Annotated in this window: 13 protein-coding genes; 5 read left to right on the top strand and 8 right to left on the bottom strand. The window is 63.8% G+C overall.

What is annotated here, in order from left to right:
* The first annotated feature begins 465 nt into the window (after positions 1 to 465).
* A complete protein-coding gene (gene galE, locus RFM40_RS23850; RefSeq protein WP_320230362.1) occupies positions 466 to 1461 on the top strand; it encodes a UDP-glucose 4-epimerase GalE in 996 nt (331 codons plus the stop codon).
* 113 nt (positions 1462 to 1574) lie between these two features.
* On the top strand, positions 1575 to 2831 hold the full coding sequence (locus tag RFM40_RS23845; RefSeq protein WP_320278345.1) for a D-amino acid dehydrogenase: 1257 nt from the start codon (positions 1575 to 1577) through the stop codon (positions 2829 to 2831).
* Between the two features lie 237 nt (positions 2832 to 3068).
* Here the strand turns inward: RFM40_RS23845 and RFM40_RS23840 are convergent, their stop codons facing one another.
* The 7 genes from RFM40_RS23840 to RFM40_RS23810 form a co-directional block, all read right to left on the bottom strand.
* Complete coding sequence (locus RFM40_RS23840; protein WP_320278344.1) at positions 3069 to 4427, bottom strand: FGGY-family carbohydrate kinase; 1359 nt, start codon at positions 4425 to 4427, stop codon at positions 3069 to 3071.
* Positions 4424 to 4738, bottom strand: coding sequence for an L-rhamnose mutarotase (gene rhaM / locus RFM40_RS23835; protein WP_320228953.1), 315 nt, complete (start codon positions 4736 to 4738; stop codon positions 4424 to 4426). Before rhaM ends, RFM40_RS23840 begins: the two co-directional genes overlap by 4 nt.
* Positions 4738 to 5739: an ABC transporter permease gene (locus tag RFM40_RS23830; RefSeq protein ID WP_320228954.1), complete on the bottom strand. Its 1002-nt coding sequence runs from the start codon at positions 5737 to 5739 to the stop codon at positions 4738 to 4740. The genes rhaM and RFM40_RS23830 overlap by 1 nt, the downstream gene beginning before the upstream one ends.
* The gene (locus RFM40_RS23825; protein ID WP_320228955.1) at positions 5736 to 6713 is read right to left on the bottom strand and encodes an ABC transporter permease; all 978 of its coding nucleotides are present in this window, start codon (positions 6711 to 6713) and stop codon (positions 5736 to 5738) included. Before RFM40_RS23825 ends, RFM40_RS23830 begins: the two co-directional genes overlap by 4 nt.
* On the bottom strand, positions 6710 to 8266 hold the full coding sequence (locus RFM40_RS23820) for a sugar ABC transporter ATP-binding protein (protein WP_320278343.1): 1557 nt from the start codon (positions 8264 to 8266) through the stop codon (positions 6710 to 6712). Before RFM40_RS23820 ends, RFM40_RS23825 begins: the two co-directional genes overlap by 4 nt.
* A gap of 119 nt (positions 8267 to 8385) precedes the next feature.
* Positions 8386 to 9381: a rhamnose ABC transporter substrate-binding protein gene (rhaS, locus tag RFM40_RS23815; RefSeq protein ID WP_124996133.1), complete on the bottom strand. Its 996-nt coding sequence runs from the start codon at positions 9379 to 9381 to the stop codon at positions 8386 to 8388.
* Between the two features lie 56 nt (positions 9382 to 9437).
* Positions 9438 to 10247, bottom strand: a complete 810-nt coding sequence (locus RFM40_RS23810) for a DeoR/GlpR family DNA-binding transcription regulator (RefSeq protein WP_320228957.1) — start codon at positions 10245 to 10247, stop codon at positions 9438 to 9440.
* 186 nt (positions 10248 to 10433) lie between these two features.
* Between RFM40_RS23810 and RFM40_RS23805 the strand changes: the two genes are divergently transcribed.
* The 3 genes from RFM40_RS23805 (at position 10434) to ggt (ending at position 15939) form a co-directional block, all read left to right on the top strand.
* Entirely contained in the window at positions 10434 to 12536 is a 2103-nt protein-coding gene (locus RFM40_RS23805; RefSeq protein WP_320278342.1) for a bifunctional rhamnulose-1-phosphate aldolase/short-chain dehydrogenase, read from the top strand.
* Positions 12537 to 12622: 86 nt separating this feature from the next.
* On the top strand, positions 12623 to 13915 hold the full coding sequence (gene rhaI / locus RFM40_RS23800; protein ID WP_320278341.1) for an L-rhamnose catabolism isomerase: 1293 nt from the start codon (positions 12623 to 12625) through the stop codon (positions 13913 to 13915).
* Positions 13916 to 14199: 284 nt separating this feature from the next.
* Positions 14200 to 15939, top strand: coding sequence for a gamma-glutamyltransferase (gene ggt, locus RFM40_RS23795; protein WP_320278340.1), 1740 nt, complete (start codon positions 14200 to 14202; stop codon positions 15937 to 15939).
* Positions 15940 to 15946: 7 nt separating this feature from the next.
* On the opposite strand, the gene RFM40_RS23790 is transcribed toward ggt, so the two are convergent.
* Entirely contained in the window at positions 15947 to 16294 is a 348-nt protein-coding gene (locus RFM40_RS23790) for a hypothetical protein (protein WP_320278339.1), read from the bottom strand.
* Between the last annotated feature and the right edge of the window lie 19 nt (positions 16295 to 16313).

The raw sequence follows: 16313 nt of genomic DNA, 5'->3' as shown, positions 1-16313 counted from the left end.
ACCATGCGCTCGAGGTCGGCGAAAACGCGGTAGCGCCGCTCCGCATGGAGCTGGTCGATCGCGTCTTCGAAGAACCGCTGGTAATTCATGTCGGCTTCCCAATTTTGCGGCGGATCATAGTCACAGGCCCATGCCACGTCCACCGCGCCACACCGGTCAAAATGCCACGCCCCGGGCCTGTTCCTAACGATGTCGGATCGTGGCCTATTCCCGACTGTTTGATGCAGTTTTTTTTCAGTACGATGCCTCAGACGGGAGGAACTGTTACGGACTTAACATTCAGGGAGGCTAATGCATATCGCCCAAAAGTGCACAGCGGTTTTGGGGGAACGACATGCATCAAAACAAAACGTAAAGCGCGTCGGTTGTATCCATTTCGACGCGCTTTAATGGGCTTGCGGCGGGGTTTCCAGTACGGTGGCTGTTGAGACAGTTTCCGAAAAATCTTGATCAGCGAGGTAGATGATGACGGTTTTGGTGACAGGCGGCGCCGGTTATATCGGCAGCCACATGGTCTGGGAGCTTCTCGACGCCGGCGAAAGCGTCGTCGTGCTCGACAGGCTTTCCACCGGCTTCGAATGGGCGGTGGCGCCCGAGGCGAAGCTTGTCGTCGGCGACGTCGCCGATCGCGCGCTGGTCGGCCAGGTCATCCGCGAGAACAAGGTCGATGCCATCATCCATTTCGCTGGCTCGATCGTGGTGCCGGAATCGGTCTCCGATCCGCTCGGCTACTACGAGAACAACACCTGCAAGACCCGCACGCTGATCGAAACCGCCGTGCGTGAGGGGGTGCAGCATTTCATCTTCTCGTCCACCGCCGCCGTTTATGGCGGCGCCGGGCTGGAGCCGGTGCGCGAGGATGCCCGGCTGGCGCCGGAATCGCCTTATGGCCTCTCCAAGCTGATGAGCGAATGGATGCTGCGCGACGCGGCCATCGCGCATGACATCCGCTACACGGCGCTGCGCTATTTCAACGTCGCCGGCGCCGATCCCAGGGGTCGCACCGGACAGTCGACGCCCGGCGCCACGCATCTGATCAAGGTCGCCTGCGAGACCGCGCTCGGCAAGCGGCCGTTCATGCAGGTCTTCGGCAACGACTATCCGACGCCGGACGGCACCTGCATCCGCGACTATATCCATGTCAGCGATCTGGCGGCGGCGCACCGGCTGGCGCTGCAGCGGCTGCGCGACGGCGGTGAGAGCCTCGTCGCCAATTGCGGCTACAGCCACGGCTATTCGGTGCTCGAAGTGATCGAGAGCGTGCGTCGCGCCTTCGGCCATGATTTCGACGTCCGCATGGGCGAGCGCCGGCCAGGCGATGCCGCCGCCGTGGTCGCCGATTCCGACCTTGCCCGCAAGGAGTTCGGCTGGACGCCGCAGCGCGACGACCTCGACCAGATCGTCAAGGACGCGCTGGCTTGGGAGCGCATCCTGACCGGCAAGAATTCTGTGCGGAGCTAGGCACAGCAAGCTGTTGGGCCAAGGGCTCGTAGGGCGCGCTCATACGCGGTATTGAGGCTCATTCGGGGCAGTGCGCGGACGTGCACCGCCGGCATGATCCTCAAGGGGGCGGCATGAAGGTTCTGGTGCTCGGGGCCGGCGTGGTTGGCACGGCGGCGGCGTACTATCTGGCCAGCGACGGCCATGAGGTGACGGTGATTGAGCGCCATGAAGCGGCGGCGCGCGGCACCAGCCAGTCCAATGCCGGCCTGGTCTCGCCGGGCGACGCCACCGCCTGGGCCTCGCCGGCGGCGCTGAAGACCTTCCTGCGCGGGCTGTGGAACCACGACCTCGGCATCAAGGTCAGGCTGCGTCTCGACCCCTATTTTTATGCCTGGAGCCTGCGCTTCCTGCGCGAATGCACGGTGGCAAGGCTTCGCGCCAACACCGACGTCAAGCTCAGGCTCGCGCTCTATTCGCGCGACTGCATCAATGGGCTGTCGGATACGACCGGCATCCACTACGACGAGCGCAAGAAAGGCATCCTCTACTTCTTCCGCTCGCAGAAAAGCCTCGACACCGGCACCGACAACTACCGCTATCTCGGCGAACACGGCCTGCCGATCGAGATCGTCGGCCGCGACCGTCTGGTCGAGCTGGAGCCCGGGCTCGCGGGCGTCAAGGACAAGATAGCCGGCGGCGTCTACTCGCCGATCGACCAGACCGGCGATTCCAAACAATTCGTCGACAAGCTCGCCGCCTATGCGGTCGAAAAGCTCGGTGTGAAGTTCTTATTCGGCACGACGGTTGAGGGCCTCGACATCGAGGGCGACAGGGTGCGCGCGGTGATGACCTCCGCCGGTCCGGTCACCGCTGATGCGGTCGTCATCTCCATGGGGCCGGAAAGCGGGCTGCTCGGCCGCCATTACGGCATCGATCTGCCGGTCTACCCAGTGAAAGGCTACACCGCGACCATTCCGCTGGAGGACGAGAGCAAGGGGCCGACCATGGGCGGCGCCGACGAGGACCGGCTGATCGGCTATTCGAGGCTGGGTAACCGCATCCGTATGTCCTCGACGGCCGAGTTCACCGGCTTCGATCGCACGTTCAAGCCGCGCGATTTCAGAACCATCCTGGACACCGGCAAGGACCTCTTCCCGGGTGCCATCGACGAGAAGAAGGCTGTGCTATGGGCGGGCTTGAGGCCGATGATGCCGAATTCGGTGCCTATCTTCGGCCGGGCGAAATACCGCAACCTCTATCTCGACACCGGCCACGGCCATCTCGGCTGGACCATGGCCTGCGGCTCGGGAAAATTCCTGTCCGATGTCGTCGCCGGCCGCAAGCCGGAGATCGATCCGCAGGGGCTGCTCTACGGGACGGCACCCTAACGTGCCTCCAATTATTGACGTCGGCGCTGCCCCTCATCCGCCTGCCGGCACCTTCTCCCCGTAGAACGGGGAGAAGGGAGATGGCCGCAATGCCGGCATCCATTTTGCAACGCAGACAATTGGCGAAACCGTCGATGACAGCGTCTTTTCTCCCCGTCACTATACGGGGAGAAATGCCCGGCAGGGCAATGAGGGGCGGCGCCGACCTGTCAGGCAGTTCGCGGACATGATGGAGTGCTACGCCTTGGCGGCTTGCTGCCACGCCCTCGCATAGTTGCGCCAACTCAGATCGATCGGCGGTTCGGTCCGTTCCCCCTTGCTCATCACGGTAGCGCCGCGCGACGCCAGCAGTGCCGCGCCGATGCTGGTGCCCGTCGAAGTCTCCGACGCAACGACCGGCCTGCCTGTCGCTGCCGCCAGCATGCGGATGAACAGCCGGTTCTGCGCGAAAGGCCCTGCGACGGTCGTCGGCCCGTCGCCGCCGATCAGATCGAGGCAGGCCGCGGTCATCAGGGCCAGATAGAACGAGATGGCGGCGAAGCGCTGGCCGGCGCTCAACCTCTCGGCGTTGCGCCACTCTGCAGCCCGGTGCGGGAAGGGCCCGGAGCCTTGCTTCATGGAAGGCAGCAGCAAGGCCTTTCGCATCAGCACGGCTGCGACATCGTCTTCGCTCCAGCCCTGCGATTGGCCCTCAGTCAGCAGCGAGAACTCGCGCCCGCCCATGAAGCGCGCCGATGGCACGGGATCGCCGAGCGCGTTGACGTTGACCAGCGTGTCGCGCGCCGGGTCGAGCTCAACCTTTTTGCCGCCGACCGCCATCGTCACCACCCATGTGCCGGTCGAAACGACGCAGAAGGGCGGTGCGTCGGACAACAGATGCGGCAGCAGCGAGGCGTTGGAATCGTGCAGGCCGCAGAACACCGGCGTCCGCGGGTCGAGCCCGGTTTGCGCTGCGAGTGCGGGCAGGATCGGCCCGAGCCGGTCTTTCGCCGGCCGCACCGGCGCCATCAACCGGCGCCAGCCCATCCTGTCGACCAACGACGAGTAATCGGATGTCCAGGGATTCCATAGATCGGTGTGGCAGCCGAGCGACGTCACCTCGTTGGCGGCGACGCCGGTCAGCCGTAGCGCCCAGTATTGCGGATACATCAGCATCGCGGCGGCCCTGGCGAATTCCGCTGGAAAGCGCTTCTGCTGCCAGAAGAATTGCGCGCCGAGATTGAGGCCGATCGGCAGCCTCGGCGTACCGGTTTCGGCAAAGGGTGGACGGACCGCTTCATAGTCAGCGGCAAGCTGGTCGGGGCCGTCGAATTCATAATCGAGCACCGGCAGCGCCAGTTCGCCTGAGTGATCGACCAGCGCGCCCGTCGCGCCGTGGGTGGTGATCGAGATCGCATCGATCCGGCGTTCGCGGTTGAGATCGGCGAGGCTGTTGAGGATGAAAGTCCACAGCGCCTCGACATCGTGATGCGGGTAGGGCGCCTGCCGCACCGGCGCGTTCGCCGTGCGGCGCAGCGTCACCTCGACCATGTGACCGAGATCGACCAGCGCCACCTTGGCATTGGTCTTGCCGATATCGATGACGGCGACAATCATGCCATATGGAACACAGTTTCCAGCGGCACCGCCACCGGCTCGTTGTCGGGCTTGGTCTCCATGAGGTCGGCCATATGCGCCCACCAGCGCTGCATCACCGGGTGTTTCGGCAGGTCGGCCATGCCGTGGTCGTCACGCCGCCACAGCACGCCGAACAGGATATTGCTCTCCTCGTCGAGATGGATCGAATAATCAGAAACGCCGGCCTGCTTCAAAAGCGCGACCAGCGATGGCCAGATCTCGTCATGGCGGCGCTTGTATTCGGCCCTCATGCCGGGATTGAGCTTCATCTTGAAGGCAAATTTCTCCATCAGGCGAAGCGTCCTTCGCGCAGCCGCCGCCACACGATCGGCAGCGCGATCACGATGATCAGCAGCAAGCCGATGAAGATCGACATGACGATGCCCGGCACGTTGAGCAGGCCGAGGCCGAACGTCACCAGCCCCATAATGAAGGCGGCAAGCACGACGCCCAGAATGCTGCCGGCGCCGCCGAGGATCGAGACGCCGCCCAGCACCACCATGGTGATCGCCTCGAGCTCATAGCCCTGCGCGATCGACGGTCTGGTCGAGCCGAGCCGAGAGGTGATCAGCACCGAGGCGATGCCCGACATCAGCCCGGTCAGGCAGAAAAGGATGAACTTGATGCGGTCGACGCGCACGCCGGAGAACTGGCAGGCGACCGGGTTATTGCCGATGGCAAAGACCTTGCGGCCGAAGCTCGTGCGGTGGAGCACGAACCAGTAGATGAGCGCCGCGACCAAGAACAGCGCCAGCTCGAACGAGAAAACCCACCAGACATAGCCCTGGCCGAAGACGGCGAAGCTTGCCGGATAGCCCTTATAGGCCTGGTCGCCGAGAATGATGAAGGCGATGCCGCGGAACAGGCTCATCGTGCCGATGGTGACGACGATGGAAGGGAGTCCGAGACGGGTGACCAGCAGGCCGTTGAAAGCGCCGCAGCCGAGCCCGACGGCAATGCCGATCGCCACCAGCACCGGCGTGCCGGCGCCGGCCTGCACCGCCATCCCCATGATCGTCGAGGCGAGCGCGACGATCGCGGCGACCGAAAGGTCGATCTCGCCGGAGATGATCAGCAGCGCCATCGCAAGCGCGATCAGGCCCTTTTCGGTGAAATTGAACGTCAGGTCCGACAACGACCACGGGTCGAGGAAATAGGGCGAGGCGAAGCTGTTGACCGCGAAGATGAGAACCGCGATGACGACGAGCAGCGCCTCCCACGAGAAGATCGCTGACGAGAGCGGCTTGTCGAGCCGGTCGGGGATATGGCGCGGGGCAGGGGTGTCGGTCATGCCGCTTCTGCCTTTCTCAGGATGATGCGGCCCTGCCGGCGCTCGCCGCGCGCGTTGAGCACCACGGCCAGGATGATGGCGCTGCCCGAGATCGCCATCTGCCAGAAGGGCGAGATGTTGATGACCGGCAGCGCGTTGGAGATGATGCCGAGGAACAGCGCGCCGAGCACCGCGCCGCCGACCGAGCCGATGCCGCCGGCGATCGAGATGCCACCGATGACGCAGGCGGCAATGATGTTGAGCTCATAGCCGTTGGCGACCTCGACCGAGGCGATGACGTAGCGCGAGATCCACAGATAACCAGCGAGCCCGCCGATCATGCCGGAAATGCAGAACACGATGAATTTGGTGCGGCCGACATCGATGCCGGCATAGACCGACGCGGTCGGGTTGACGCCGATGGCATGGATCGAGCGACCGAGCGCCGTGCGCGTCATCGCGAGGAAGAACAGCGTGATCACCGCAAGCGCGATCCACGACAGCACCGGCAGGCCGAGGAAGGCGGCGCGCTGAAAGTTGATGAAGTCCGGGCTCATCTGGTCGGCATTGACCCAGGCGCCGCCGGAGACGACGAAGGTGGCGCCGCGATAGATGGTGAGGGTGCCGAGCGTCACCACGATCGACGGGATGTTCAGTCGCCACACCAGGAAGCCGTTGATCGCGCCGAGCACCAGCCCGACGAGCAGCGCAATCGCGATCAGTACCGGGATCGGGATTGCCGGATGGGCGGCGTTGAGCATCGCGACGACCATGCCGGTGAAGCAGAGATTGGAGGCCATCGACAGGTCGATCGAGCGCGTCAGGATCACCACCATCTGTCCCAGCGCCAGGATCATCAGGATCGAGGTGTCGTTGAACACCTGGCGCAGATTGGCCGGATCGGCAAAGCCGGGGAAGCGGGTGGAGATCAGCCCGATCAGCACGACGATGCCAGCAAGCAGCCAGATTTCGCGGTATTTGAGGAAATTCTTCATGCCGCGATCCCCGCAGCGGTCCTGACCAGCGTCTCGGCGTCGAGGCCCTTGTTGTCGTAGGTGGCCGCGATACGGCCTTCGCGCATGACGACGACCCGGTCCGACATGCCGAGGATCTCCGGCAGTTCGGACGAAACCATGATTACCGACAGGCCTTGCGCGACCAGCTCGGCCATGAAGCCGTGCACGGCGGCCTTCGAGCCGATGTCGATGCCCTTGGTCGGCTCGTCGAGGATGATGACCTTCGGCGTAGTGGCCAGCCATTTGGCAATGACCACCTTCTGCTGGTTGCCGCCGGAAAGCGTGCCGACATCCTGGCTGAGCGAGGAGGCGCGCAGGTCCAGCCGCTCGGTGTAGGAGCGGGCGAGCGCGAACTCTTCCGCAAGCCTGAGCACGCCGGACTTCGATGTGTTCTTGAGCGAAGGCAGCGACACGTTCTGGAAGATCGGCAGGCCGATCACCACGCCCTGCTTGCCGCGCTCCTCCGGCACGTAGACGATGCCGGCCTCGATGGAGTCCGCCGCCGATTTCGGCGCGATTGCGTTGCCGTCCAGCGAGATGGCGCCTCTGCTGGTGCGCGTGATGCCGGCGATAGCCTGCATCACCTCGCTGCGCCCGGCGCCGACGAGGCCGTAGAAGCCGAGGATCTCGCCCTTGCGCAATTCGAAGCCGATGTCGTCGAATTCGGTCGGATGCGACAGGCCGGAGACGGCAAGCACCGGCGCGCCGATCTTCGGCTCGCGTTGCGGAAAGATGTGGTCGACGTTGCGGCCGACCATCATGCGCACGATCTCGTTCTGGCCGGTATCTTTCAGCAGGCCTTCGCCCACCATCTCGCCGTCGCGGAAGACGGTGTAGCGGTCGGCGATACGGTAGATCTCGTCGAACTTGTGGCTGATGAAGAGCACCGCCTTGCCTTCGCTCTTCAGGAATTCGATCAGCAGGAAAAGCTCCTCGATCTCCTTCATCGAAAGCGCCGCCGTCGGTTCGTCCATGATGACGATGCGCGCATCGATCGACATCGCGCGGGCAACGGCTACAAGGTGCTTGTTGGCGATGCCGAGGTCCTTCAGCCGTACGTCGGCGTCGATATGGCCGGCGCGCATCGTCTCCAGCACCTCGCGCGCATTCTTGCGCATCGTGCGCCAGTCGATGGTGCCGAAGCGGGTGCGCGGCGCATGGCCGAGGAAGATGTTTTCTGCGACGGAAAGATCGTCGAACAGCACGGTCTCCTGATGGATGGCGGTGATGCCGTGGCCGAAGGCGGCATGCGCGCTAGGAAGCGTCGTGGCCTGTCCGTCGATGCTGATTTCGCCCGTGTCGGGCTGGTAGATGCCGGTCATTATCTTGACCAGCGTCGACTTGCCGGCGCCGTTCTCGCCGATCAGCGCCGTCACCAGTCCCGGATAGAGCGACAGGCTGACATTGTGCAGCGCGCGCACGCCCGGAAAACTCTTGGAGATGCCTGAGAGCGTCAGGCGAGGGGCCGCCTTACCCTCCCCCTTGTGGGGAGGGTCGCGAACAATTTGAGCGGGGTGGGGGTTGTCTAGCATATTAAGTTAAGGTCCTGGTGCATGGAGATGTCGCCACCCCCACCCCGTCTCGCCGGTTTTGCTTCGCAAGACCGCCTCGCCGACCCTCCCCACAAGGGGGAGGGTGCAAGCTCCCCAGATCAATAGATCTTGGAGAACTTCTCAATGTTGGTCTTGTCGAACTGGAAGGGCGGGGCCATCGCAGCCGAGTTGGTGTCGTCGAGCGTCACCTTGCCGACGCGGCCGATCGACAGCGTGGCGCCGGGCTTTGCCTCCTCCTTCTTCACCGCCAGGTCGTGGGCGAGGTAGATCGCCGAGTAGCCGAGATCGATCGGGTTCCACAGCGCCACCGCCTGGCTGGCGCCGTTGTCGATGAACTTCTTGAACTCCGACGGCAGCGCCAGCCCGGTAACGTTGACCTTGCCGATGAGGTTCTCGTCGGTCACCACCTGGGCAGCCGCAACAACACCCACCGTGGTCGGCGCGATGATCGCCTTGAGGTTCGGATAGGACTTCAGAAGACCCTTGGCTTCGTCGGTGCTCTTCGCCGAATCGTCATCGCCATAGACGGTGGCGACCAGCTTGATCTTCGGGAACTTCTCCGGCAGCACCTTCTTGGCCGCCTCGATCCAGGCGTTCTGGTTGGTCGCGGTCGAGGAGGCCGACAGGATCGCGACATCGCCGCCTTCCGGCAGGTAGTCGGCGGCGAGCTTGATGATGGTCTCGCCGATCAGGTTGGTGTCGGACGGGTTGAGGTGGAGCTGGCGGCCTTCCTTGGCGACGCCGGAGTCCCACGAGATCACGGTGATGCCGCGATCCATCGCCTTCTTCAGCACCGGCACCAGCGCGTCGGCGTCATTGGCCGAAACCGCGATCGCGTTGACCTTCTGAGCGATCAGCGAGTTGATCACCTCGATCTGCGCTTCCGCCGTCGCCTTGGTCGGGCCGGTGTAGATGACGTCGACATCGCCCAGTTCCTTGGCCGCTTCCTCGGCGCCCTTGTTGGCGGCGTCGAAGAAGCCGTTGCCGAGCGACTTCACCACCAGCGCGATCTTGACGTTCTCGGCATAGGCGGCATTCACGAACATGGCGGCGGAAAAGGCCGCCGTAACCAGCAGTTTCTTCAAAAAGCTCATCGAATATCCTCCCTTGAGCGTTGCATTCCATCGCCGCTGCGGGCGCGAGTTTCTCCTCAGGCCTGCAGTGAAGATTCTTCCTTTTCGCTTGACTGTTTACGGGCGACGACCAGCGCCACGCCCGCTGTTTCAAGCATCTTGGCCTCCCGGTCCTCGATGCCGTCGTCGGTGATCACGGTCGCGATGCGCGACAGCCCGCACAGGATCAGGCTGGAGCGCATGCGGAATTTCGAGGAATCGACCAGCACCACCAGTTCGTCGGCCTGGTCGATCAGCTTCTGCTCGGCCTGGATCAGCAGCGGGTCGCCTTCCATCAGCCCCAGCGGGCCTAGCCCTTGTGCGCCCATGAACATGCGGCGCGCATAGAAATTGCGCGTCACATCATTGTCGAAGGGCGACAGGATGATGTTCTGCTCGCGGTAGATCGTGCCGCCCGACAGCATCACCGTGTTCTTCGAATGCTTGAGCAGATGCTCGGCGATCGGGAAGGAATTGGTGAAGATCGGCATGCGGCGGCCGGTCAGGAAATGCACCATCTGGAAGGTGGTGGTGCCGCCGTTGATGATGATCGGTTCGCCGTCCTTGCACAGGTTCACTGCCTCGCGGGCGATCGCCCGCTTCTGCGCGGCGTTCAGCGTCTCGTTGACCGAGAAGGGCCGGCCGGCGAGGCCGATGAACTGCGGCGGCGAGATCGCCTCGGCGCCGCCACGCACCCGCCGCAGGCGCTTCTGGACATGGAGAGCCGCGATGTCGCGCCGGATCGTCGCCTCGGAGGAGTCCGTCAGCTCGACCATCTCCTGCACCGTCACCACAGGCTTTTCCTGGACGGCGGACAGAATGATCCTGTGGCGCTCTTTTTCGTGCATGGTTCCTCCCCTGCACGAGCATCTAGGCACTCAAAACGCGCAGTGTCAATCATTTCCGATCACATAATTTCATTGTGCACTGCAATATGATCGAACTTGATCGTTTATGATTGACAAGAGCGCTTGTTGCGTAGACATTCCAGTCAAAATGGACTGCTTCTTTTTGCGTCCCAAGGGAGGATACCTATGCTCGACAAGCGCTCCGGCTCGCGCCTCGCCAATCTGTGGGACGAAGCAAAAGCCGAAGGGATGAGCGGTCCCGAGCTCCTGGTCTATCGCTCGAACACGCTAGGCTCCGACAAGCGCGTCACCAACTATGGCGGCGGCAACACCTCGTCCAAGGTCTGGCAGAAGGATCCGCTGACCGGAGAGGATGTCGAGGTTCTGTGGGTCAAGGGCTCGGGCGGCGACAGCGCCTCGATCAAACTTGACGGCTTCGCCACTCTCTACATGGACAAGCTGCGCGCCCTGAAGGGCCTCTATCGCGGGCTCGCACATGAGGACGAGATGGTGGGTTATCTGCCCCACTGCACCTTCAACCTCAATCCGCGCGCGGCTTCGATCGACACGCCGCTGCACGCCTTCGTGCCGAAGGCTTGCGTCGACCACATGCATCCCGACGCCATCATCGCCATTGCCGCCGCCAAGGAATCCAAGGCGATCACGAAGGAGGTCTTCGGCGATACTATCGGCTGGCTGCCCTGGAAGCGGCCGGGCTTCGAGCTCGGCCTGTGGCTGGAGAAATTCTGCCTCGAAAACCCCGACGCCAAGGGCGTGGTGCTCGAAAGCCATGGCCTGTTCACCTGGGGCGACACGCCGAAAGAATGCTACGAGACGACGATCTCGGTGATCAACCAGGCGATCGACTGGTTCGAGCGCAAGTCGGAAGGCAAGGCGATCTTCGGCGGCGCGGTGGTGCAATCGCTCGACGCGCCGGCGCGCCGCGCCATTGCCGCGAAGCTGATGCCGCGGATCCGCGGCCTGATCTCGGAAAAGAGCCACAAGCTCGGCCATTTCGACGACCAGCCGGCCGTGCTCGAATTCGTCAACTCCAGGGACCTGCGGCCGCTGGCGGCGCTGGGCACGTCTTGCCCCGATCATTTCCTGCGCACCAAGATCCGGCCGCTGGTGATCGAGTTCGATCCGAAGAACCCGGACGTCGATGCCGTCATTGCGCGCCTTGCCGACGACATTGCCGCTTATCGTGTCGGCTACCAGGCTTACTACGACAGCTGCAAGCACGCTGACTCGCCCGCCATCCGCGATCCGAACGCCGTGGTCTATCTGATGCCGGGCGTCGGCATGTTCACTTTCTCCGGCGACAAGGCGACGGCGCGCATCTCCGGCGAATTCTACGTCAACGCCATCAACGTCATGCGCGGCGCTTCGACGGTCTCGTCCTATGTCGGCCTGCCGGCGCAGGAAGCCTTCGACATCGAATACTGGCAGCTCGAGGAAGCAAAGCTCCAGCGCCTGCCGAAGCCGAAGGCGCTGGCCGGCCAGATCGCGCTGGTCACCGGTGGCGCCGGCGGCATCGGCCGCGCCACCGCTAACCGGCTGCTGCGCGAGGGCGCCTGTGTGGTTCTGGCTGACATCGATGAGGCAGCGCTCGCCAGCGCCAACGAGGAGCTATCGAAAGCCTTCGGAAAAGACTTCGTCCGCCCGGTGCGGATCGACGTCACGTCCGAGGACCAGGTGACTGCCGGTTTCGCCGAAACTTCAGTCGAGTTCGGCGGCATCGACATTCTGGTGTCCAATGCCGGCCTCGCCTCCTCGGCGCCGATCGAGGAGACGACGCTGGCGCTGTGGAACCGGAACATGGACATCCTGTCCACCGGCTATTTCCTCGTTTCGCGCGAGGCCTTCCGGCTGTTCCGCGCCCAGAAGATCGGCGGCAACGTCGTCTTCGTCGCCTCCAAGAACGGGCTCGCCGCTTCGCCCAACGCCGCCGCCTATTGCACCGCCAAGGCAGCGGAAATCCATCTCGCGCGCTGTTTGGCACTGGAGGGGGCGGAAGCGCAGATCAGGGTCAACGTCGTCAATCCGGACGCCGTGCTGCGCGGCTCCAAGATCTGGACCGGCGAATGGAAGGAGCAGCGCGCCGCCGCCTACAAGATGTCGACCGACGATCTGGAGGAGCATTACCGCTCGCGCTCGATGCTGAAGCGCTCGGTGTTCCCGGAAGATATTGCGGAAGCGATCTACTTCTTCGCCTCCGACATGTCGGCCAAGTCGACCGGCAACATCGTCAATGTCGACGCCGGCAACGCGCAGAGCTTTACGCGGTAAGGTTCCTTCTCCCCGTTTACGGGGAGAAGGTGCCGGCAGGCGGATGAGGGGCGGCGCCAGCCGAACGAGTACTGGGAGGAAGTGCAGTGTCCGAATTGATCATCTCGGCTGACGTCATCGAAAAGAATAACGCGGCCCGCAAATCCGACCTCGAGCGCGACTACGCCTCGCTCGGCGAGCGCCTCGACCGGCGCGGTATCGCCATCGATGCGATCCGCGACAAGGTCGAAAAATTCGGCGTGGCGATCCCGTCCTGGGGCGTCGGCACCGGCGGCACGCGCTTCGCCCGCTTTCCCGGTGCAGGTGAGCCGCGCGACATCTTCGACAAGATCGAGGATTGCGCCGTCATCAGCCAGCTGACGCGGGCGACGCCCACCGTCTCGCTGCACATCCCGTGGGACAAGGCCGATCCGAACCGGCTGAAGCAGGCCGCGTCCCGCTTCGGCCTCGGCTTCGATGCCATGAACTCCAACACCTTCTCGGACGCCAAGGACCAGAAGCTCTCCTACAAGTTCGGCTCGCTGTCGCATGCCGATGCCGGCACGCGCCGGCAGGCGGTCGAGCACAATCTCGAATGCATCGAGATCGGCAGAACGCTCGGCTCCAAGGCGCTGACTGTGTGGATCGGCGACGGCTCGAACTTCCCCGGCCAGGTCAATTTCGCAAAGGCCTTCGAGCGCTATCTCGACGCCATGCGCGAAATCTATGCCGGCCTGCCGGACGACTGGCGTCTGTTCACCGAGCACAAGATGTATGAGCCTGCTTTCTACTCGACGGTCGTGCAGGACTGGGGCACCAACTACATCATCGCCAAGGAGCTCGGCGACAAGGCCTTATGCCTGGTCGATCTTGGCCACCACGCGCCCAACGTCAACATCGAGATGATCGTGTCGCGGCTGATCCAGTTCGGCAAGCTGGGCGGCTTCCACTTCAACGATTCCAAATATGGCGATGACGACCTCGACGCCGGCTCGATCGATCCCTACCGGTTGTTCCTGGTCTTCAACGAGTTGGTCGATGCCGAGCTTTCCGGCGCCAAGGGTTTTGACCCGGCGCATATGCTCGACCAGAGCCATAACGTCACCGACCCGATCGAAAGCCTGATGCTGTCGGCGGTCGAGGTGCAGCGCGCCTATGTCCAGGCGCTGCTGGTCGACCGCAGGGCGCTGGAAGGCTTTCAGGAGGCAAACGATGCGCTGATGGCGACGCAGACCTTGAAGGCGGCCTACCGCACCGATGTCGAACCGATCCTTGCCATGGCGCGGTTGAGAACCGGCGGCGCCATCGATCCCGTCGCCGCCTATCGAGAGGACGGCTACCGGGCGAAGGTCGCGGCGGAACGGCCGGCGGTCGCCAGCGGCGGCGGCGGGATTGTGTAGTCAACTTCTTCTGTCGATCCGACGGGCAAGGGCAGTGCTTGAGCACCCCCCTCTGTCCTGCCGGACATCTCCCCCGCAAGGGGGGAGATCAGCAGTTCCGCCGACGGCGCTGTTCCTGCAACGTCGGTGATTGGCGAAAGCGACGGTGACATCCAATCTCCCCCTTTGCGGGGGAGATGTCCGGCAGGACAGAGGGGGTGTGAAGGATCGCCAACCATCACTATTGGCTGGACTCACCCACCCCAACGGTCTTTCCTAGGCGTCCCCCCGCCCGGAGCCCCGCCATGCATCTCACCCGCCGGACGCTGATCGCCGTCAGCCTTTCGTTCGCTTTTGCCTTCCCGCCATCGACAGCCGTCTTCGCCGCTTCGCCCGCTCCCTCCAAGGGTGAGCACGGCATGGTGGTGACTGCACAGCATCTCGCCACAGAGGTCGGTGTCGATGTCCTGAAGAAGGGCGGCAATGCGGTCGATGCGGCCGTCGCGGTCGGTTATGCGCTGGCCGTGGTCTATCCCAACGCCGGCAATATCGGCGGCGGCGGTTTCATGACCATCCGCTTGAAGGATGGCCGCTCGACCTTCTTCGATTTTCGCGAGCGCGCGCCGCTTGCCGCGACCAGGACCATGTATCTCGACAAGGACGGCAAGCCGATCAAGGGCGCCAGCCTCGAAGGTTATCTCGCGGTCGGCGTGCCGGGCTCGGTCGCGGGCTTCGAGATGGCGCGCGAAAAATACGGCACCTTGTCCAGGCAGGATCTGATCGCGCCGGCCATTACCTATGCCAGGGACGGCTTCGTCCTCGACCAGGGCGACGCCGCTTCATTTGCCGGCAGCGCCGACCGGCTGGCGAAGGATCCGGCGGCGGCCGCGATCTTCCTCAAGCCTGACGGCAAGCCCTACGGCATCGGCGAGCGGCTCACCCAGCCGGATCTCGCCGCCTCGCTTTCAGCGATCTCGGAAAAGGGGCCCGACGCCTTTTACAAGGGGCCGATTGCCGATGCCATCGTCAAGGCAAGCGGCGCCAAGGGCGGCATCCTCGCCAAGGCCGATTTCGAGCAATATGCCGTCCGCGAGCTGAAACCCGTCACCTGCTCCTATCGCGGCTACGAGATCATCTCCTCCCCGCCGCCGAGCTCGGGCGGCGTCATCATCTGCGAGATCCTCAACGTGCTCGAAGGCTATCCGCTGTCCTATCTCGGCGCCGGCTCGGCCGAGACGGTCCATGTCATGGTCGAAGCGATGCGCCATGCCTATGTCGACCGCAACTCGGCGCTGGGCGACCCTGATTTCGTCGACAATCCGGTCTCGAAGCTGCTCGACAAGGGCTACGCCAAGGACATTCGCGACAGGATCGACCCGTTCCGCGCCGGCGTCTCGAAGGAGCTGATGCCGAAGGGTTTCGGCGAGTCGAAGGAAACCACCCACTACTCGATCATCGACAAGGACGGCAACGCGGTGGCGGTGACTTACACACTGAACGGCTCGTTCGGCGCCGGCGTGGTTGCCGACGGCACCGGCATCCTGCTCAACAACGAGATGGACGATTTCACCCAGAAGCCCGGCATGCCCAACCTCTACGGGCTGGTCCAGGGCGAGGCCAACGCCATCCAGCCGAAGAAGACGCCTCTATCGTCGATGAGCCCGACCGTGGTCACCAAGGACGGCAAGCCGTTCATGGTCATCGGCAGCCCGGGCGGCTCACGCATCATCACCATCACGCTGGAGGCGATCGTCAACGTCATCGACCACGACATGAACATCCAGGAGGCGATCGACGCGCCGCGCATCCACCATCAGTGGCTGCCGGACACCGTCTATGTCGAGCCGTTCGGACTCTCGCCGGACACCGAGAGGCTGTTGGCCGGCATGGGCTATCACCTCGATCTCGGCGACCAGACCTGGGGCCAGGCGGCCGGCATCCTGGTCGGCGGCAAGAGCTTGGCTGAGATCGAGAAGGGCGGCGGCGCCCGCTACAACGGCGCCATCGACAGCCGCGCCGCTTCGGGCGAGGCGCTCGGATACTAAAGTTTGTCTAGATCACCAGGGTAAGGGTCGAGCCGATCAGCAGCACCGCTGCAATGCCGACGAACAGCGCGTAGATGCGCGGCCGGTCGAGCAGCAGCGCATTGCCCGATATCCAAGCGGCTGTGGCGCCGCCGAGCGCGAACAGGAAGCCGTTGCGGTGGCCGAAAGTCATCGAGGCGGCCATCAGGCCGCCGATGATCAGCGCGCCGAACACGATGATGACGGCAACGGCGTATTTCTCGAAATCGTTGCCGCTGCCCATCGCCGGCCCCATCGCGTTCAGATTCGGCAGATCGTCCGGATCGAAGGGGCTGGCCGAGCCGTATTCGTCTTGACCGAGGGTTTCGCGCATCATTCGTTCTCCGCTGAGCGGC

The organism is Mesorhizobium captivum (assembly GCF_033977165.1).
Taxonomy (GTDB): Bacteria; Pseudomonadota; Alphaproteobacteria; order Rhizobiales; family Rhizobiaceae; genus Mesorhizobium; species Mesorhizobium captivum.
This window is presented reverse-complemented; position numbering and strand designations above follow the sequence as displayed.

Excerpts from the sequence above, each read along its gene's own strand:
- galE (WP_320230362.1), top strand. The coding sequence starts at position 466 with ATGACGGTTTTGGTGACAGGCGGCGCCGGTTATATCGGCAGCCACATG.
- RFM40_RS23845 (WP_320278345.1), top strand. The coding sequence starts at position 1,575 with ATGAAGGTTCTGGTGCTCGGGGCCGGCGTGGTTGGCACGGCGGCGGCG.
- RFM40_RS23840 (WP_320278344.1), bottom strand. The coding sequence starts at position 4,427 with ATGATTGTCGCCGTCATCGATATCGGCAAGACCAATGCCAAGGTGGCG.
- rhaM (WP_320228953.1), bottom strand. The coding sequence starts at position 4,738 with ATGGAGAAATTTGCCTTCAAGATGAAGCTCAATCCCGGCATGAGGGCC.
- RFM40_RS23830 (WP_320228954.1), bottom strand. The coding sequence starts at position 5,739 with ATGACCGACACCCCTGCCCCGCGCCATATCCCCGACCGGCTCGACAAG.
- RFM40_RS23825 (WP_320228955.1), bottom strand. The coding sequence starts at position 6,713 with ATGAAGAATTTCCTCAAATACCGCGAAATCTGGCTGCTTGCTGGCATC.
- RFM40_RS23820 (WP_320278343.1), bottom strand. The coding sequence starts at position 8,266 with ATGCTAGACAACCCCCACCCCGCTCAAATTGTTCGCGACCCTCCCCAC.
- rhaS (WP_124996133.1), bottom strand. The coding sequence starts at position 9,381 with ATGAGCTTTTTGAAGAAACTGCTGGTTACGGCGGCCTTTTCCGCCGCC.
- RFM40_RS23810 (WP_320228957.1), bottom strand. The coding sequence starts at position 10,247 with ATGCACGAAAAAGAGCGCCACAGGATCATTCTGTCCGCCGTCCAGGAA.
- RFM40_RS23805 (WP_320278342.1), top strand. The coding sequence starts at position 10,434 with ATGCTCGACAAGCGCTCCGGCTCGCGCCTCGCCAATCTGTGGGACGAA.
- ggt (WP_320278340.1), top strand. The coding sequence starts at position 14,200 with ATGCATCTCACCCGCCGGACGCTGATCGCCGTCAGCCTTTCGTTCGCT.
- RFM40_RS23790 (WP_320278339.1), bottom strand. The coding sequence starts at position 16,294 with ATGATGCGCGAAACCCTCGGTCAAGACGAATACGGCTCGGCCAGCCCC.